Source organism: Streptomyces violaceoruber, assembly GCF_033406955.1.
Lineage (GTDB): Bacteria > Actinomycetota > Actinomycetes > Streptomycetales > Streptomycetaceae > Streptomyces > Streptomyces violaceoruber.
Genome location: NZ_CP137734.1, coordinates 6,353,495 through 6,368,746, shown reverse-complemented (window position 1 = coordinate 6,368,746; position 15,252 = coordinate 6,353,495). Strand labels below are relative to the sequence as shown.

Sequence of the window (15,252 nt, the reverse complement as noted above, 5' to 3'; positions counted from 1 at the left end):
AGGGCCTCCTGACGGTGGGGCGGGGACGGAAGCGGGGCGGGGGCGGGAGCGGGGCGACGCCGGGAGCCTAGGCGGCGGGGCGTGCCGGCCGCGAGCGAAATTCGGGTGCGCGGCGCGGCCGGAGAACGGACGATCGGGAGGTTGCCCGCCCGTCTTCCAGGAGTCCACGTGATCCAGCGCGTCACCGTGCCCGGCCTCTTCCCGCCGCCCGTCTACTCCCACGCCTCGGTCGTCGAGGCCGGGACCAGGCTCGCGTTCCTCGCCGGTTCCGTGCCGCTCGACGCGGCGGGGAAGCTGGTCGGCGAGGGCGATCCGGTCCGTCAGGCCGAGCAGGTGCTCGCGAACCTCACCGAGCAGCTGCGTGCCGTCGGGAGCGGTCTGGAGCACGTGCTGTCGACCGATGTGTATGTCGTGAGCGCCGAGACCGCCGCGCTGTCCGCCGTCTGGGACGTGGTCGAGGCGTCCGGGCTCAGCACCGGTCCGCACTCCTCGACGCTGCTCGGGGTGAGCTGCCTCGGCTATCCGGGTCAGCTGGTGGAGATCACCGCGACCGCGGTCGTGCCGGAGAGCGGCCGCCCGTGAACCGGGAGGCGGGAGCCCGCGCGGGAGCCGACGTGGATGCCGGTCCGAGTGACGACGCGGGTGCCGGTGTGAGCACCGATGCGGGTGCCGAGGCGGTGGTGCTGCGGCGCGCCCGGGCCGTCGACGCGCGTGCGGCGGCCGACGTGTGGCTGCGCTCCTTCGCCGCCGCGCTGCCGACCGTGGTCCGGCCCCGCTCCGACTCCGAGGTCCGTGCGTACTTCCGGCACGTGGTGGTGGAGCGCTACGAGACCTGGGTGGCGCAGGAGGACGACGGTGCGGTGGCCGGTGTGATGGTGCTCGAGGGCGAGGAGCTGTCGCAGCTGTACCTCGCCCCCGAGCGGCGCGGGTGCGGGATCGGGGACCGGTTCGTCGCCCTGGCCAAGGAGCGCCGGGCGGACGGGCTGTCGCTGTGGACCTTCCAGGTCAACGCGCCCGCGCGGCGCTTCTACGAACGGCACGGGTTCCGGGCCGTGGAGTGGACGGACGGCGACCGGAACGAGGAGCGGGAGCCGGACGTGCGCTACGAGTGGCGGCCCCGGTCCGCCTAGGAGGTGTCGTTTGGATCTTGCCGGGGTCGCGCACAAGGCACCGTCGGCCGTGGCCGGCCTGATCCGAACGACACCCCCTGGTCCGTCATTCCGCGGTGCCACCGCGCGCGTATTTGTCCGTCGCCGCCAGCAGGGCCTCGTCGCCGGTCGTCCCGGCGTCGTGTCCGGCCTCGTCCACGATCACCAGGTCGCTGTCGGGCCAGGCGTGGTGGAGCCGCCAGACGATGCCGAGGAGGTTGCCGAAGTCGAGGCTGCCCTGGACCAGGGTGCCGGGGATGCCCTTCAGCAGGTGCGCGTCCCTGATGACCACGCCCTCGTCGTTGCCGTCGCCGAGGAAGTGGTCGTTGCCCCAGTAGTGCGTGACGGTGCGGGCGAAGCCCATGCGGAAGTCCGGGTCCTGGTAGCGGGCGACCGAGCCGGGCGGCGCGGGGATGGTCGCCGTCTCCCAGTCGGTCCAGGCGCGCGCGGCCCGCTCGCGGACCGCCGGGTCCGGAGACTCCAGCAGTCGGTTGTAGGCGGCGGGCAGGTTCCCGTCGCGTGCGTCCGGGGGCAGTTCGGCGAGGAACCGCTCGTGGGCCTCGGGGAAGATATTCCCCAACCCTCGCGTCAGGAGGGCCACCTCGGCGTTGGAGCCGGTGGCGACCCCGGTCAGCACCAGCTCGGTCACCACGCCGGGATGGGTCTGCGCGTACCGCAGGCCCAGGACCGAGCCCCAGGACACGCCCCACACCAGCCAGCGCTCGATGCCCAGGTGGACCCGCAGCCGCTCCAGGTCCGCCATCAGGTGGGCGGTCGTGTTGACGCTCATGTCCGTGTCGGGGGCGCTCGCGCGGGGCAGCGAACGCCCGGCGCCACGCTGGTCGAGGAGGACGATCCGGTAGGCGGCGGGGTCGAAGTAGCGCCGGAGCCCCGGACTCGCCCGGCTGCCGGGTCCGCCGTGCAGCACCACCGCGGGCTTGCCGTGCGGGTTCCCGCAGGTTTCCCAGTAGACGTGGTTGCCGTCCCCGACGTCGAGCATGCCGTGGTCGTACGGTTCGATCTCTGGATACAGGCTCATCGGAGCACCGTAGCGCGGTGGCCCCGGACGCTCATCCGCTTTATGGTGCGGCCCTCACCGCGCGGGCAGCCCCGCCGTCTCCGCCGCCGTGCGCAGCACGTCGCGCAGCATCTCGGGGGTGAGCCGGCCGGTGAAGGTGTTGCGCTGGCTGACGTGGAAGCAGCCGAAGAGGTGCAGGTCCGGCCCGTCGGCGGCGTCCAGCGTCACCTGCGTGCCGTGGGCGAAGGCCGGACGGGGGCGGGGTACGGTCCAGCCCGCCCCGGCGAACGCGGGCAGCGCCGCCTGCCAGCCGAAGGCCCCGAGGACGACCACCGCCCGCAGTGTCGGGCGCAGCAGCCCCAGCTCCTGGACGAGCCAGGAACGGCAGGTGTCCCGTTCGGTGGGGGTGGGCTTGTTCGCGGGCGGGGCGCAGTGCACGGGCGAGGTGACGCGCACGCCGTAGAGTTCCAGGCCGTCGTCCACGCGGACCGCGGTGGGCTGCGAGGCGAGGCCCACGTCGTACAGGGCCTGGTACAGCACGTCGCCGGAGCGGTCGCCGGTGAACATCCGGCCGGTGCGGTTGCCGCCGTGGGCCGCGGGCGCCAGGCCGACGATCAGCAGCCGCGCGTCCGGCGGGCCGAAGCCGGGCACGGGCCGGCCCCAGTACGTCCAGTCGGCGAAGGCCGCCCGCTTGGTACGGGCCACCTCTTCCCGCCACTCGACCAGCCGCGGGCAGGCCCGGCACCCCTCGATGCGCCGGTCGAGTACGGAGAGGCCGCCGGTGTCCATGCCTCCACCGTAAGACCCTCTCGTGCCCAACCCTCTCGTGCCCCTGTTCGTGGTGGCCGTCGTCGGTCGCCGAAATTGCGGCCCGCCGCGCCGTGCCGGGCGGTTAGGGTCGGACCATGGCTTCCGAGCATGACGAGGGCGGGAGCGGCCCGGTGGCCGCACCGCGGGACGGCGCCGCTGCCGCGGCCGGGACACCGGACCCGAAGACGGCGACACCGGACCCGAAGACGGCGGCGGCGATCGCCGCCGCCGAGGCGGCCGGGCCGCAGCACGGGGAGAGCGTCCGCGTGGACAGCTGGATCTGGGCCGTCCGCCTGATCAAGACCCGTTCCCTGGGGGCGACCGCCTGCCGCGGCGGCCATGTCCGGGTGAACGGCGAGCGGGTGAAGCCCGCGTACTCGCTCCGCGTCGGCGACGAGGTGCGCCTGCGACAGGAGGGCCGGGAACGGGTCGTCGTCGTGAAGCGGCTGATCCGCAAGCGCGTAGGTGCTCCGGTCGCCGTCCAGTGCTACGTCGACAACTCGCCGCCGCCCCCGCCCCGCGAGGCCGTCGCCCCGGCGGGCATCCGCGACCGCGGCGCCGGCCGCCCGACCAAGCGAGACCGCCGCGAGATGGACCGGCTGCGCGGGCTGGAGGGCCTGAGCAGCTCCCGGAGGGACGCGGGGACCAGGCCCTGAGCGTGCGGGCACGGGTCGCGCCCGGTCACGTGTACGGGGGTCCACGCCCGGTCAGCCGCGTCGGACCCGGGCGCGCAGCAGTCGGCGCAGCTCCTCGTTGTGCCCGCGGCGGGCCCGGGCGACGACCAGGAGCGGGACCATCAGGATCAGCGGTGTCGCCGCGTTCGCACCGTCGAAGTAGGTCAGCTGGACGACGAACGCGCCCACCATCAGCGCGCTCAGCGCCGTCGCCGCCACCGATTGCAGCACCGGGACGAGCAGGGCGACCGCTCCCGTCAGCTCGAGGACACCGACCGCGTACATGCCCGTGTCGCCCCAGCCCATCTCGGCGAAGGTGTCGGCCGCCGAGGAGTGCGCGATCAGCTTGGGCAGGGCGCTCGCGACGGCGAAGAACAGCGCGAGGAGCACCTGCACGACGCGCAGGGCGGCCCGGAGGCCGCGCGGGCGGGCCGGGACGGCGGGGGGGGGGATGCGGTGGTTTCGGACATGGCGATCTCCTGAGCCGAGCGGTCCGTGCTGCTGTCGGGATACAGACCGCCCGCCGCCCCGGAACTCATCGCCGGACCATGCCCCCACTCCCCTCCGCCTCTGCCGCCTCTGCCGGGGCTGCCGGGGCTGCCCTTGCCGCTACCCCTGCCGCACGGGCACGGCCCGCACCCACGTCCCGTCGTCGGTGAGATACCGGTCCACCGCGAGTCCCGCCTCCCCCAGTGCCTCCTCGAACTGCTCCCTGGTCAGTGGCCGGGCCCGGAAGGTCTGGGTCCAGACCGCGTCCGGGAACTCGTACTCCGCCCGGACCGAGTTGACGCCGTCGCCCACCGGGTCCGCGGACAGGATCCGGATGGTGAAGCCGCTGGGGTCCACCCGCTCACGCGGCAGATTCGTGTGGTAGTCCGCCCCCTCCCGCTGGATCAGTACACAGCCGTCCTCCGCCACGTGCCGGGCACAGGTACGCAGCAGGCCCCGCCGCACCTCGACGTCCCCGGCGTGCACCAGGAACGACGCCAGCATCACGGCGTCGAAGCGCTCGCCGAGGTCGAGGTCCTCGATCGGGCTGCATATGGTGCGCGCCCCGCGCACGCGCTCCAGCATCTCGGCGGACTCGTCCACCGCGGTGACCCCGAACCCCCTCTCCAGCAGGGGGTGCGTCATCCGTCCCACCCCGCTGCCCAGCTCCAGTATCCGCGCGCCCTCGGGCACGGCGGCGGCGACGATGTCCGGCTCGACTCCGACCGGCAGCCGCGTATAAAGCTCGACCGCGCAGCCGTCCGGGGTGATGGCCCCGGGCCCCGTCCCCTGGTGTCCCTCTCGCATGCTCAGCTCCATACCCGTCCAACGGCCCGCCCCCGCACACCCGTTCCCCCTCACCCTCGGTTCACCCGACCGAGTGAACGCGCGCCGTCCCGTGGTGCGGTCGGTCCGCGGACACGCCTCGTTTCCCCCTCGGCGCGCGCCGCAGTACGTTCGATACAGGGATGGTGATCCGATGCGTACGGGCAGTGAACCGGCCACCGCGCGCAGTGCCCTGCGGGCGCGGTTCTGGCTGAGCCTGTGGGGCCTGGTCTGGGCGATCTTCGGCACGGCCGTCTTCGCGCTCACGGGGCACTTCGGCTGGGCGCTCGCCTGCGGGGTGCTGTGGCTCGTCGTCACGGCCGACCTGACGGTGATCCTCCGGCACCTCCGCCAGGGCCCGCACTACCAGCCGGGCCGGGACGTCCCGCCGTACCTGCCGCCCAGGCGCTGACCGCGCGGTCAGGAGTCGAAGCGCGCCTGCTGCAGGTACTCCGGGTTCGGGTCCAGGGCCGCCGCGAGCCGGAAGTGGCGCCGGGCCTGGCCGGGGCAGCCCCGGCGCTCGTAGGTGCGGGCGAGAGCGAAGTGCGCGAACGCGTTGTCCGGCTCGCGCTCCAGCACGATGGTGAACTCCAGCTCGGCCGGACGCAGTTGCGCCGCCGCGAAGAAGGCACGCGCGCGCAGCAGCCGGGCGGCCGTGTTCTCGGGATGGGCGCCGATGACACCGTCGAGCAGTTTCACCGCGCCGCGCGGGTCCCGGGCCGCGAGCAGTTGCTCGGCGGCACGGAAGTCGATGACATCCGTCTCCGGAGTACGTCCGGTCGGACCGCTTGTCTCGGGCACGGCTGAGTCCTTCCCTCGCTGCAAGGGATCAACGCACGCGCCGGACCCGCTATTCCGTGTGCGCCCCGCGCACCAGTTCGTCCCAGACCTCCTCGACGCGCCGCCGCAGCTCCTCCAGCGGTACGTCGTTGTCGACGACCACGTCCGCGATCTCCCGGCGCTGCTCGCGCGTCGCCTGGGCCGCCATGCGGGCCCGTGCGTCCTGCTCGGTCATGCCGCGCAGCCGCATCAGCCGGTCGAGCTGGGTGGCGGGGGCGGCGTCCACGACGACCACGAGGTCGTACAGCGGCGCCAGGCCGTTCTCCGTGAGCAGGGGGACGTCGTGGACGACGACGGCGTCCTCGGCGGCGGCCTCCTCGAGGGCAGTGGAGCGCTCGCGGACCAGCGGGTGCACGATGCCGTTCAGGACGGCCAGCTTCTCGGGGTCGGCGAACACGATCGAGCCTAGTTTCGGCCGGTCCAGGCTGCCGTCCTCGGCCAGTACGTCCTCGCCGAACGCCGCCACGACCGCGGCGAGCCCCGGTGTTCCGGGGGCGACGACCTCGCGCGCGATCCTGTCGGCGTCGATCAGTACGGCACCGTGCTCGACGAGGAGCCGTGACACCTCGCTCTTGCCGGCGCCGATCCCGCCGGTCAGGCCAACCCTCAGCATGGGCGGAAGCTTAGAGGGTGCCGGTCGCGGCGTCAGCCGTCGCCCTCCCGCTCGGCGAGGAACCGCTCGAACTCGCGGCCGATCTCGTCGGCGGAGGGGATCTCGACGGGTTCGGCGAGCATGTTGCCCCGGGTCTCGGCACCGGCGGCCGCGTCGTACTGGTGCTCCAGGCCCTGGACGAGCGCGATGAGCTCCTCGTCGCCCTCCTGGATCTGCCGGTCGATCTCCGTCTGGGTGCGGTGGGCGTCCGTGCGCAGGGAGTGCGCGATGCCCGGCAGGACCAGGCCGGTCGCCGCGGTGATCGCCTCCAGGACGGTCAGCGCCGCGTCCGGGTACGCGGAGCGGGCGACGTAGTGCGGGACGTGCGCGGCGACGCCGAGGACGTCGTGGCCGGCCTGCGCGAGCCGGTACTCGACGAGTGCCTCCGCGCTGCCGGGGACCTGCGCCTCCTCGAAGGGGCTGCGATGGCCCGGCACGAGGTCGGTCCGGCTGCCGTGCGGGGTGATGCCGACGGGCCGGGTGTGCGGGACGCCCATGGGAATGCCGTGGAAGCTCACCGACAGGCGGACGCCCAGCCGCTCCACGATCTGCCCCACGGCCGCGGCGAAGCGCTCCCACTCCACGTCCGGCTCGGGACCGGACAGGAACAGGAAGGGCGCGCCGGTGGCGTCCTGCACGAGCCGCACCTCGATGGTGGGTTCCTCGTAGTCCGACCAGGTGTCCCGCTTGAAGGTCAGCAGCGGCCGACGGGCCCGGTAGTCCACGAGCCGGTCGTGGTCGAAGCGGGCGACGACCTGGTGGGGCAGCGAGTCGAGCACCTGGTCGACGATCTGGTCGCCGGTCTCCCCGGCGTCGATGTATCCGTCGAAGTGGTACAGCATGACCAGTCCGGCCGACTCCTGGGCGAGTGCCATGTCGACGACGGCAAGGCCCTTCGGCTCCCAGGTGTACAAATCCTGCGGATCAAGCACGGTGACCGCTCCCCTCCTCGTGTTCGTACGTCACAACACCCTTGCGGGGTGGGGCATTCCCGGGGAGACGCACTGAAGGGGCCGCACCTCGAAAGGTGCGGCCCCTCAGTCAACCGTCGTGCTTCAACCGCTGTGTGTCAGCGGCCGGTGCAGAGCTTCAGCTCTGGCCGCCGGCCAGCTTCTCGCGCAGCGCGGCCAGCGCCTCGTCCGACGCCAGGGCGCCGGAGTTGTCGCCGCCCTCGGAGGAGTACGAGCCGCCGCCGCCACCACCGGACGCGGCCGGAGCCGCACCCGCGGTGTCGACACCCTCGGCAGCGGCCTTCTCGTCCGCCTCGCGGGACTTGATGACCTGCGCCTGGTGCTGCTCGAAGCGGGTCTGCGCCTCGGCGTACTGGGTCTCCCACGCCTCGCGCTGGGTCTCGTAGCCCTCGAGCCAGTCGTTGGTCTCGGGGTCGAAGCCCTCGGGGTAGATGTAGTTGCCCTGGTCGTCGTACGACGCGGCCATGCCGTACAGGGTCGGGTCGAACTCGACCGTCGACGGGTCGGCACCGAAGGCCTCGTTGGCCTGCTTCAGCGAGAGGCTGATGCGGCGGCGCTCGAGGTCGATGTCGATGACCTTGACGAAGATCTCGTCGTTGACCTGGACGACCTGCTCCGGGATCTCCACGTGGCGCTCGGCCAGCTCGGAGATGTGGACCAGACCCTCGATACCCTCGTCCACGCGGACGAACGCACCGAACGGCACCAGCTTCGTGACCTTGCCGGGCACGACCTGGCCGATCTGGTGGGTGCGGGCGAACTGCTGCCACGGGTCTTCCTGGGTCGCCTTCAGCGACAGGGAGACACGCTCGCGGTCCATGTCGACGTCGAGGACCTCGACGGTGACCTCCTGGCCGACCTCGACAACCTCGGACGGGTGGTCGATGTGCTTCCAGGACAGCTCGGAGACGTGGACCAGACCGTCGACGCCACCCAGGTCCACGAAGGCACCGAAGTTGACGATCGAGGAGACGACGCCGGAACGGACCTGACCCTTCTGGAGGGTCGTGAGGAACGTCTGGCGGACCTCGGACTGGGTCTGCTCCAGCCAGGCACGGCGGGACAGGACCACGTTGTTGCGGTTCTTGTCCAGCTCGATGATCTTCGCCTCGAGCTCCTTGCCCACGTAGGGCTGGAGGTCGCGGACGCGGCGCATCTCGACCAGGGAGGCCGGGAGGAAGCCGCGGAGGCCGATGTCGAGGATGAGACCACCCTTGACGACCTCGATGACGGTACCGGTGACGATGCCGTCCTCTTCCTTGATCTTCTCGATGGTGCCCCAGGCCCGCTCGTACTGGGCACGCTTCTTCGAAAGGATCAGGCGGCCTTCCTTGTCCTCCTTCTGGAGAACAAGGGCCTCGATCTCGTCACCGACGGCGACGACCTCGTTGGGGTCGACGTCGTGCTTGATCGAGAGCTCGCGGCTCGGGATGACACCTTCGGTCTTGTAACCGATGTCGAGCAGGACCTCGTCCCGGTCGACCTTCACGATGACGCCGTCGACGATGTCGCCGTCGTTGAAGTACTTGATCGTCTCGTCGATCGCGGCGAGGAAGGCTTCCTCGTTACCGATGTCGTTGACCGCAACCTGCGGGGTGGTGGCGGTGGTCTCGGTGCTGCTCGTCATGTGGGAAAGGGCTCCGGTACGGACATTGAAGTCGTAGGTACTGCTTACGCCGGGAGCCCGTTTCGCTCTGCCGAAGCCGGACAGCCAAGGAAGCGTCACCGAAATCCACTGGTGACGCCTCGAGAACCGAGGGGACATACAACAGATGCGAGCGCGACCTGCTACGTCTGAGGTGCGCAGGCCCGCAGCGCAACTTGTAGCATACGGGGGCAGCCGGGCAGGGTCAATGCGCGAAGCCGCACACCCGGGGCGGATCGTCGCATACCCGGCACAAAAGCCGTCTCCCGAGGCCACACGGACCCCTGGATGCCCCTGCGTGACACGCGGGGCGGGCGGCACGGAAGAGCCCGCAGACTAGTACGAGGGAGCCGGTCATCCAAGAGGGAGTCGAAGCATCCGAGCCCGAGGCCACCCGGCGTGCCGCCGGGGTCACGGAGAGTTCCCGCGCCAACCGCGGCTGGTGGGACCGGAACGCGGACGAGTACCAGACCGAGCACGGCACCTTCCTCGGCGACGACCGCTTCGTGTGGTGTCCCGAGGGCCTGGACGAGGTGGAGGCCGAGCTGCTGGGCCCGCCGGAGGACCTGAAGGGCAGGGACGTCCTGGAGCTCGGCGCCGGCGCCGCCCAGTGCTCGCGCTGGCTGACCGCCCAGGGTGCCCGTCCGGTGGCCCTCGACCTCTCCCACCGCCAGCTCCAGCACGCCCTGCGCATCGGCGTCTCGTTCCCCCTGGTGTGCGCCGACGCGTCGGTGCTGCCCTTCGCGGACGGCTCGTTCGACCTGGCGTGCTCGGCGTACGGGGCGCTGCCCTTCGTCGCCGACCCGCGGCTGGTGCTGCGGGAGGTGCGCCGCGTGCTGCGGCCCGGCGGCCGCTTCGTCTTCTCGGTCACGCACCCGCTGCGCTGGGCGTTCCCGGACGAGCCGGGCCCCGAGGGGCTGTCGGTCTCCGGCTCGTACTTCGACCGGACGCCGTACGTCGAGCAGGACGACGAGGGCCTCGCGGTGTACGTCGAGCACCACAGGACGCTCGGTGACCGGGTGCGGGACGTGGTGACCTCCGGGTTCCGGCTGGTGGACCTGGTGGAGCCGGAGTGGCCGGACTGGAACACCTCGGAGTGGGGCGGCTGGTCGCCGCTGCGCGGGCATCTGATCCCGGGGACGGCGATCTTCGTCTGCGAGCGCGACTGAGCCGTACCGGGAGGCGGGTCCACGCGCGCGTGGAGGGCGCTTTCGCGGACGTACGACACTGGGGGCGTGATCCGTTACGACGCCCTGGACGCGCTGCCCGTGCGCGGCGCCCTGCCCGCGCTGCACGACGCCCTGGAGGAGCACGGCACGGCGGTGCTGGTCGCGCCGCCCGGCACCGGCAAGACGACGCTGGTGCCGCTGGCGCTGGCCGGGCTGCTGGACGGGGAGGGTGTTCCGGCGCGGCGCGTGGTGGTGGCCGAGCCGCGGCGGATCGCCGCGCGGGCGGCGGCCCGGCGTATGGCGTGGCTGCTGGGTGAGAGGCCGGGCGCGAGTGTCGGGTACACCGTGCGCGGGGAGCGGGTCGTGGGGCGCCGCGCGCGCGTGGAGGTCGTCACGACGGGCGTGCTGTTGCAGCGGCTCCAGCGGGACCAGGAGCTGGCGGGCGTCGACGCGGTGGTGCTGGACGAGTGCCACGAGCGGCACCTGGACGCGGACACGTCGGCGGCGTTCCTGTGGGACGTGCGGCAGGCCCTGCGGCCCGAGCTGCGGCTGGTGGCCGCGTCGGCCACGACCGACGCGGAGGGCTGGTCCCGGCTGCTGGGCGGCGCGCCGGTCGTCGAGGCGCACGGCGTCTCCTGTCCCGTCGAGACCGTGTGGGCGCCGCCGGCGCGTGCGGTGCGCCCGCCGCACGGGATGCGGGTGGACCCGGCGCTGCTCGCCCACGTGGCCTCGGTGGTGCGGCGGGCGCTGGCCGAGCGGGACGGGGACGTCCTGTGTTTCCTGCCGGGGGTGGGCGAGATCTCCCGCGTCGCCGGTCTGCTCGGGGCGCTGGAGGACGTCGATGTGCTTCAGGTGCACGGGCGGGCGCCCGCTGCCGTGCAGGACGCGGTGCTGGCGCCCGGGGCGCGGCGCAGGGTGGTGCTGGCGACCTCGGTGGCCGAGTCGTCGCTGACGGTCCCGGGCGTGCGGGTGGTCGTGGACGCGGGCCTGGCGCGGGAGCCGAGGGTGGACCACGCGCGCGGGCTGAGCGCGCTGACGACGGTACGGGCCTCGCGGGCGGCGGCGCGGCAGCGGGCGGGCCGCGCCGGACGCGAGGCGCCCGGGGTGGTGTACCGCTGCTGGACGGAGGCGGAGGACACCCGTCTGCCGCGGTTCCCGGCGCCGGAGATCAAGGTGGCCGACCTGACGGCGTTCGCGCTGCAGGCGGCCTGCTGGGGCGATCCGGACGCGTCCGGTCTGGCGCTGCTCGACCCACCGCCCGGCGGGGCGATGACGGCCGCCCGGTCGGTGCTGGAGGCGGTCGGCGCCGTGGACCCCGCGGGGCGCGCGACGGAGCGGGGCGTACGCCTGTCCCGGCTCGGCCTGCATCCCCGGCTGGGCCGGGCACTGCTGGACGCGGCGGAGCCGGGTGCGGGGGTTTCACCCCGAACCGCCCCGGGAGCGGCGGCGCCCGCGGGCCGTTCCGGTGCGGGTACGGGCGCCTCCCCGACGAGGCCCTCGGCACCGGGACACGCCGGCGGCGGCACCGCGGGACCGGCCGCAGCCGGGGCCGGCGTCCCCGGGGCGGACGGCCTCAGGAGCGGTGGGGCCGAGGTGGTGGCCGAGGTGGTGGGCCTGTTGAGTGAGGAGGCGCCCCGGGAGTACGGGGACGACCTCGTGTCCGTACTGCGGGCCGCCCGGCGCGGAGGGGACGCGTACGGAGCCCGGTGGCGGGCCGAGGTGCGGCGGCTGAGGGCCGCCGCGGAGGGCGGCGACGACCGGCGGGGACAGCGCGCCACCGTCGAGAGCGGCGACGACCGGCGGAGACAGCGCGCCACCGTCGAGGGCGGCGACGACCGGCGGGGACAGCGTGCCACCGTCGAGGGCGCGGACGGTGGGCGGGGGGAGCGGGTCGGTGAGGACGTTCTCGCCGGGCTGGTCGCCGCGCTGGCGTTTCCGGAGCGGGTGGCCAGGAAGGACGGCGGTTCGTATCTGATGGTCTCCGGCACCCGGGCCGAACTCCCGCAGGCGTCGGCACTGCGCGGGGCGCCGTGGATCGCCGTCGCCGTGGCCGACCGGCCCGTGGGAAGGGGGCACGCGCGCGTGCAGCTCGGCGCGGCCGTCGACGAGGAGACGGCCCGGCTCGCGGCGGGGGCGCTGCTGACGGAGCGCGACGAGGTGCACTGGGCCGACGGCGACGTGGTGGCCCGGCGGGTCGAACGGCTCGGGGCGGTGGAACTCGCGGTGCGGCCCCTCGCCGACGCCGACCCTGTACTCGTGCGAGGCGCCCTGCTGGAGGGGCTGCGGCGGGAAGGGCTCGGGCTGCTGCGGCGTTCGGCCGACGCCGGCCTGCTGCGCAAGCGGCTCGCGTTCCTGCGGCGCCGGCTGGGCGAACCCTGGCCGGACGTCACCGACGACGCCCTGCTCGCGCGCGCGGACGAGTGGCTGGAGCCCGAGCTGAGCCGGGCCCGGCGGCGGGCCGACCTGGGGCGGATCGACGCCGGGCAGGCGCTGACGCGCTTGCTGCCCTGGGCCTCCGGGGAGGCGACGCGGCTCGACGAGCTGGCCCCCGAGCGAATCCTCGTCCCCAGTGGGTCCAGGATCCGGATCGACTACGACGACCCCGAACAGCCCGTACTCGCGGTGAAGTTGCAGGAGATGTTCGGGCTCCAGCGGTCGCCCGAGATCGCCGGGGTGCCGCTTCTCGTGCATCTCCTGTCCCCGGCCGGCCGGCCGGCCGCGGTCACCGCCGACCTGGCCTCGTTCTGGAAGGACGGCTACACCGGCGTACGGGCGGAGCTGCGCGGCCGGTACCCGAAGCATCCGTGGCCGGAGGACCCGGCCACGGCGGAGCCGACCCGGTACACGAAGGCCCGGCTCGGCAAGTGACCGCGGCCCGGCGGGGCGCGGTGACCTCGCCGGGCGGACCGCGGCGGTGCCTACGCCTCAGGTTCGGTCGACGGCTCGGTGGAGGGGGCGGTCGACGGACCGGTCGACGGGTCCGGCGTCGGGTCGGCCGCCTCGGCCACCGTCAGGGTGATGTCGAGCGCGGCGCCGCCCGGCGTGGTGAGGCGCAGGATGTACGTGCCCTCCGCGTCGTCGGCGTACAGCTTCGGCAGCTCCAGCAGGCCCTTGGCGTCGGTCTTCCGGCCGGTCAGCGTACGGACGGCCGTTCCGTCGGCGTCCTTGAAGTAGGGACCCTTGTCGTTCTCGGCCGGGTCGTCCTTGGACTTGATGAGGGTCGCGGTGACGGCGACCTGGTCCGCGACGGCACCCTTGAGCGTGGCCTTCACCTCGATCGGGTCGGCGAACTCGCCGCCCGGCGTGCACGTCGGCTCGGTCTCGCCGGTGCTGGTGAGGGCGTCGGCGACGCGCTCGGTGACGGTGGCCTTGTAGTCGAGGCCCGGCACGGTACGGCCGATGACGGTGGCGCGGACGGTGAACCCGCCGGTCTGCTCGCCCGCCACCAGCGCGGGCGCGACGGCCACGCCGGAGGCGTTGGTGGTGACCGCGGCGACCTTCTCACCGCCGGTGAAGGTGGCGTCCGTGTCGCCCAGGACGGTGAAGCGGACGCGCACCTTGCCGACGGCCTCTCCGGCCTTGGTCTCGGCGCGGGTGCTGATCCTCTCGGCGAACGTGTCGCCCGCGATCGCGCTGAACCCCGTGGCGCCGGCGTTCTCCAGGTGGTGAACGGTATCGGTGGGCGTGGGAGTCTCGGTCGGCGGCGCCGGGTCCGTGGGCGGCGTGGAGGGGCTGGTGCTCGGGCTTCCGGGATCGGTGGGCCTGCCCGACGCCGGCGGCTTGCTCGGGCTCCGGCCCGGACTGGGCGTCGCCGTGCCGGGGCTCTGGGGCCGGCTGCTCGCACCGGTGCCGCGCCCCGGGGAACGGGTGCCGGGGGTGGCGTCGTCGCTGCGGCCGACCGGGAGGCTGCCGGTGCCGTCCGGGATCTCGTGGGTGCCCTTGCGGTAGTACTCCAGCCACGACAGGACCGTGTGCAGGTAGTCCTGCGAGTTGTTGTAGCTGAGGATCGCGCGCTTCAGGTCGGCCTGGTCGGCCAGGTCCCAGCTGTTGCGGCACAGGTAGTGGCCGGCGGCGAGGGCGGCGTCGTAGACGTTGTTGGGGTCTTCTTTGCCGTCGCTGTTGCCGTCGCGGCCCGCCCACGCCCAGGTGGACGGGATGAACTGCATCGGGCCGACGGCGTTGTCGTAGCTGCTGTTGCCGTCGTAGACGCCGTTGTCGGTGTCCTTGATGAGGGCGAAGCCGTTGCCGTCGAGCTGCGGGCCGATGATGCGGCCGATGGTGGTGCCGTTGGCGTCCACGCGGCCGCCGCGGGCCTGGCCGGACTCCACCTTGCCGATGGCGGCGAGCAGTTGCCACGGCAGGTTGCAGCCGGGCTTGGCGCGGCGCAGCTCGGACTCGGCCTTCTTGTAGGCGTCGAGGACGGTCGCCGGAATGCCGGCCTCGGACGCGCCGCGCGACGCCGGGGTGCCCGTGGTCGGAGCCGGGCTGGGGCTGTTGAGGGGCGGCAGGTCGGTGTAGTAGCGCGAGTTGCCGGTGGCGCTCTCCTCGGGGGGAGTGTCGGACGTCGGCGCGTTGTCGGCGGTGGTCTGTCTGCCGTTGCCGTCGGCCGTGACGTCGGGGGCCTGGGACGCGGACAGGGCCGCGACCGCGACCGCCGCCACGGTGGTGGTGACCGCCGCCTTGCGGAGCCTCCTGTCGAAATGCGCCGCCATAGAGTGAACCCCTCCCCTGGACGCCCGCGCGTCCGTCTCCGTCCGTGTTCTGCTGTCGTGCTCGCCCGTCGTACCCGCTGTATCCGCCCTGTTGTGACGAGCGACCGGTGCGAACGGTTGCACCGTCGTCCTCCGAGCACCGTGGTCGTCAGTTCGACCAGTACGGTGCCGCAGGCGACCCTACGGCAACTTTCTTTGCACGGGCACCCGTTCCTGCCCGACATTCACCACTTGGCCATATGAGGAGTTCTGTTGTCGTTCGCCCTCGGTCGTCCGGCAGGCGTGCCGTCCGGGGCCGG

Annotated in this window: 14 protein-coding genes and 1 pseudogene; 6 read left to right on the top strand and 9 right to left on the bottom strand. The window is 73.2% G+C overall.

Annotated elements, in window-relative coordinates; all coding sequences use genetic code 11:
* The first annotated feature begins 168 nt into the window (after positions 1 to 168).
* Positions 169 to 582 carry a RidA family protein gene (locus R2E43_RS28435; protein WP_016325973.1) on the top strand — a complete coding sequence of 138 codons (414 nt, stop codon included), beginning with the start codon at positions 169 to 171 and terminating at the stop codon, positions 580 to 582.
* A 32-nt stretch (positions 583 to 614) separates the two neighbouring features.
* The gene (locus tag R2E43_RS28430; protein ID WP_003976830.1) at positions 615 to 1,130 is read left to right on the top strand and encodes a GNAT family N-acetyltransferase; all 516 of its coding nucleotides are present in this window, start codon (positions 615 to 617) and stop codon (positions 1,128 to 1,130) included.
* 85 nt (positions 1,131 to 1,215) lie between these two features.
* Here R2E43_RS28430 and pip read toward each other — a convergent pair whose 3' ends face one another.
* Positions 1,216 to 2,187 (bottom strand): prolyl aminopeptidase, encoded by a 972-nt coding sequence (gene pip / locus R2E43_RS28425; protein ID WP_011028082.1) that lies wholly within the window; start codon positions 2,185 to 2,187, stop codon positions 1,216 to 1,218.
* A gap of 54 nt (positions 2,188 to 2,241) precedes the next feature.
* Positions 2,242 to 2,955, bottom strand: coding sequence for a uracil-DNA glycosylase (locus tag R2E43_RS28420; protein ID WP_193486151.1), 714 nt, complete (start codon positions 2,953 to 2,955; stop codon positions 2,242 to 2,244).
* Positions 2,956 to 3,071: 116 nt separating this feature from the next.
* On the opposite strand from R2E43_RS28420, the gene R2E43_RS28415 reads away from it, so the two are divergent.
* Positions 3,072 to 3,632, top strand: a complete 561-nt coding sequence (locus R2E43_RS28415) for an RNA-binding S4 domain-containing protein (RefSeq protein WP_003976827.1) — start codon at positions 3,072 to 3,074, stop codon at positions 3,630 to 3,632.
* Between the two features lie 51 nt (positions 3,633 to 3,683).
* Here R2E43_RS28415 and R2E43_RS28410 read toward each other — a convergent pair.
* Both R2E43_RS28410 and R2E43_RS28405 read right to left on the bottom strand, forming a co-directional pair.
* Positions 3,684 to 4,189 (bottom strand): annotated as a pseudogene (locus R2E43_RS28410) (DoxX family protein).
* 70 nt (positions 4,190 to 4,259) lie between these two features.
* On the bottom strand, positions 4,260 to 4,946 hold the full coding sequence (locus tag R2E43_RS28405; RefSeq protein ID WP_193486154.1) for a class I SAM-dependent methyltransferase: 687 nt from the start codon (positions 4,944 to 4,946) through the stop codon (positions 4,260 to 4,262).
* Positions 4,947 to 5,118: 172 nt separating this feature from the next.
* Between R2E43_RS28405 and R2E43_RS28400 the strand changes: the two genes are divergently transcribed.
* The gene (locus R2E43_RS28400; protein WP_016325978.1) at positions 5,119 to 5,376 is read left to right on the top strand and encodes a DUF6343 family protein; all 258 of its coding nucleotides are present in this window, start codon (positions 5,119 to 5,121) and stop codon (positions 5,374 to 5,376) included.
* Positions 5,377 to 5,384: 8 nt separating this feature from the next.
* On the opposite strand, the gene R2E43_RS28395 is transcribed toward R2E43_RS28400, so the two are convergent.
* The 4 genes from R2E43_RS28395 to rpsA form a co-directional block, all read right to left on the bottom strand.
* Entirely contained in the window at positions 5,385 to 5,765 is a 381-nt protein-coding gene (locus R2E43_RS28395) for a tetratricopeptide repeat protein (RefSeq protein ID WP_003976823.1), read from the bottom strand.
* 49 nt (positions 5,766 to 5,814) lie between these two features.
* Positions 5,815 to 6,417, bottom strand: coding sequence for a dephospho-CoA kinase (gene coaE / locus R2E43_RS28390; protein ID WP_003976822.1), 603 nt, complete (start codon positions 6,415 to 6,417; stop codon positions 5,815 to 5,817).
* 32 nt (positions 6,418 to 6,449) lie between these two features.
* Positions 6,450 to 7,388, bottom strand: a complete 939-nt coding sequence (locus R2E43_RS28385; RefSeq protein WP_003976821.1) for a PAC2 family protein — start codon at positions 7,386 to 7,388, stop codon at positions 6,450 to 6,452.
* Positions 7,389 to 7,545: 157 nt separating this feature from the next.
* The gene (gene rpsA / locus R2E43_RS28380; protein ID WP_003976820.1) at positions 7,546 to 9,054 is read right to left on the bottom strand and encodes a 30S ribosomal protein S1; all 1,509 of its coding nucleotides are present in this window, start codon (positions 9,052 to 9,054) and stop codon (positions 7,546 to 7,548) included.
* A gap of 524 nt (positions 9,055 to 9,578) precedes the next feature.
* On the opposite strand from rpsA, the gene R2E43_RS28375 reads away from it, so the two are divergent.
* On the top strand, positions 9,579 to 10,241 hold the full coding sequence (locus R2E43_RS28375) for a class I SAM-dependent methyltransferase (RefSeq protein WP_003976818.1): 663 nt from the start codon (positions 9,579 to 9,581) through the stop codon (positions 10,239 to 10,241).
* Between the two features lie 66 nt (positions 10,242 to 10,307).
* Positions 10,308 to 13,109, top strand: a complete 2,802-nt coding sequence (locus tag R2E43_RS28370; protein WP_332056692.1) for an ATP-dependent RNA helicase — start codon at positions 10,308 to 10,310, stop codon at positions 13,107 to 13,109.
* Positions 13,110 to 13,159: 50 nt separating this feature from the next.
* Here the strand turns inward: R2E43_RS28370 and R2E43_RS28365 are convergent, their stop codons facing one another.
* Complete coding sequence (locus R2E43_RS28365; protein WP_011028087.1) at positions 13,160 to 14,953, bottom strand: lytic transglycosylase domain-containing protein; 1,794 nt, start codon at positions 14,951 to 14,953, stop codon at positions 13,160 to 13,162.
* Between the last annotated feature and the right edge of the window lie 299 nt (positions 14,954 to 15,252).

What these genes read in the sequence shown, in the direction of transcription:
- pip (WP_011028082.1), bottom strand. Translation starts at nt 2,187, where the DNA reads ATGAGCCTGTATCCAGAGATCGAACCGTACGACCACGGCATGCTCGAC.
- R2E43_RS28420 (WP_193486151.1), bottom strand. Translation starts at nt 2,955, where the DNA reads ATGGACACCGGCGGCCTCTCCGTACTCGACCGGCGCATCGAGGGGTGC.
- R2E43_RS28415 (WP_003976827.1), top strand. Translation starts at nt 3,072, where the DNA reads ATGGCTTCCGAGCATGACGAGGGCGGGAGCGGCCCGGTGGCCGCACCG.
- R2E43_RS28405 (WP_193486154.1), bottom strand. Translation starts at nt 4,946, where the DNA reads ATGCGAGAGGGACACCAGGGGACGGGGCCCGGGGCCATCACCCCGGAC.
- R2E43_RS28400 (WP_016325978.1), top strand. Translation starts at nt 5,119, where the DNA reads ATGCGTACGGGCAGTGAACCGGCCACCGCGCGCAGTGCCCTGCGGGCG.
- coaE (WP_003976822.1), bottom strand. Translation starts at nt 6,417, where the DNA reads ATGCTGAGGGTTGGCCTGACCGGCGGGATCGGCGCCGGCAAGAGCGAG.
- rpsA (WP_003976820.1), bottom strand. Translation starts at nt 9,054, where the DNA reads ATGACGAGCAGCACCGAGACCACCGCCACCACCCCGCAGGTTGCGGTC.
- R2E43_RS28365 (WP_011028087.1), bottom strand. Translation starts at nt 14,953, where the DNA reads ATGGCGGCGCATTTCGACAGGAGGCTCCGCAAGGCGGCGGTCACCACC.